At 47.0% G+C, this 2,060-nt stretch carries 1 protein-coding gene; it reads right to left on the bottom strand.

Annotated features, from left to right (window positions below):
- Positions 1-167: 167 nt before the first annotated feature.
- Positions 168-1,760, bottom strand: coding sequence for a twin-arginine translocation signal domain-containing protein (locus U869_RS0128445; protein WP_025123697.1), 1,593 nt, complete (start codon positions 1,758-1,760; stop codon positions 168-170).
- Positions 1,761-2,060: the final 300 nt, after the last annotated feature.

Below are 2,060 nucleotides of genomic sequence, written 5' to 3'. Positions count from 1 at the left end.
GGTGGAAAGGACTTCGGCTGCGTAGCAGACGAGCTCACGCCGTAGGCGTGCTACCGTTCCGATGATATTCCTGTCAGACTGCTGCTCGCTATGGCGATAAACCCCGTAATGGTATACGGGGTTTTCTTCGTCAGGCGGCCACCTGAAACTGCCGTTTATCCGTAGGGTCAGGCTGGTTTACGGAAGCTGATATTATCTTCAATGACGGCGTTAGGCCCGATAGGCACCTTGTTGGGGTTATTCAGGTTCAATCCATGGAAGGTGATTTTGTCTTGCCAGACCTTGCGCAGGAAATCTTCGAACACCTGAATAGTGAGCTGCTCGCCAGGGCAACGGCGATAGCTGAAGCCAAAGGGAGCGAAACCTGCATAATCACAAACCGGTTTGGCCAGCCCTTCAACTACGCCAAAGACGGTACCGAAACCGCTGTTAGTCACACTCACCTTGCGGCCATCTTTGACTTCCAGCGTCGTGATATCAAACGGACAGCGGGCAAGGCCGAGTTGTTTGCTTTTCTCTTCGGTGATATCCGCGCTGGTAGGAACATAGAGGTAACGCTCTGGTTCGAATTGCTGAGGGTTTTTCCAATGCACAGGACTAAGGCTGGTGCTGGTATGCGGTGTGCTGATATAACTGTTGCGCTCAAAAGGCAGGCCAAAACGTGCGTGCGGAGAAGCGCCATAAGCCGTCGTGCGGGCATCTTCTATGCTGGAGATACTGCCACCGTTGGGCGAAATAGTACGGAACAACTCCATAACAAACAGTTCCAGCGGTGTAAAGGGTGCCCCATTGGCGTTATCATAATCACCTGACATGGTTTTTTTAAATGCGCTGCGTACTTCAGCATTGCCGTCATTCTCACTCAGTCGTGACATGATGCCGAAGAGGGTATTTCCCCATTGGCTGAAGGCAACAAAGTTGTGGAAGCATTCAAAAACAATATCTTTTTTGCTGAAGTGTTGTCCATCTCCGGCATTTTTCAGCCAATACCAAGCCATTGTTTTTTCTGCATCCGGCGTGCGCCCAACAGAGATATCATCGAGACGTTCATCAATCCACGCTTTAAGAAAATTAAGCTGTTTACGTACCGTCATATAGTTTTCATAAACGATCGGTAACAGGGGATCACGGTAGGCCAGTACGGTGTTGAAGGCTTCGCCTATTTGTCTGACCTCTTTAGGGATTTTATCCCCTTTAACGCCAAGATGCAGATCCCAATAGATGTCAAAATAATAATCAAGGTAATGCCGCATAAAGGGTTTATCGGCATATTTGGGAGCCATCAGCATATTGAAGAAAGAGACGACTTTATCGCCATACATGGGGCGATAGAGGTCTGGGGTGACGGCAGAAAAATAAATACGCTTACGCAGATTATTTTCACCACGTTTTTCAAGCCCTTGTAGAAAAACAGTAACGCCTTCTTCCGGTGTTGGTTGCCAATCTGAGTAGATCAATCCCCAAAGATCATAGGGCAATGCATTTTCTTTACTGAAATTGAGGTCAATCATTGGCAATAAAGGCCGCTCACCTTCATAAAAGCTGGTAAGAAAGAAAGGAATAACCGCTTTCTCGACATAAACCGGGTCAAAGTTGGCGGGGATAGTGGCTCGAAAGCGTGTCAGGGCATCGGCTAGGTGAGTGGGCATTGAGGATGTAGCATCTTTTGCCTGGCCCGCGGCGGCCATTACCTTTGGTGTTGTTGTGCCGGCTGCCGCCCCCAAAATCGCTGCTCCTTTCAAAAACGTACGTCTTTCCATACAATTACTCCTCTACATTGCTATGTGATGAAGTTATTTGAACGAAATAGGGAAACTAAGGAGTAAAGAATGAGCCATCCTTGCCCTATTTAGTGGTTTTATTAATATATTCATTTAAAATCAGCTTATTAATAGAAATCTTGACAAGCAACTACATGAAAGAAAGTGACTACAAAAAGAATAGTCTATGAATGGGATACGTCCACTCAAATTGCCGTGTCGTGTAGTGGTCAACTAATACTGGCCACCGCATTGGACTGTAAGTAGTACAGTCGCTCTATAGTGGCACACTGATACTGG

The sequence above is a fragment of the Serratia sp. H1w genome (assembly GCF_000633355.1).
Lineage (GTDB): Bacteria > Pseudomonadota > Gammaproteobacteria > Enterobacterales > Enterobacteriaceae > Chania.
Note: the sequence above shows the minus strand (reverse complement) of the source record. Positions and strands in the feature narration are given on the sequence as shown.

Excerpts from the sequence above, each read along its gene's own strand:
- U869_RS0128445 (WP_025123697.1), bottom strand. The coding sequence starts at position 1,760 with ATGGAAAGACGTACGTTTTTGAAAGGAGCAGCGATTTTGGGGGCGGCA.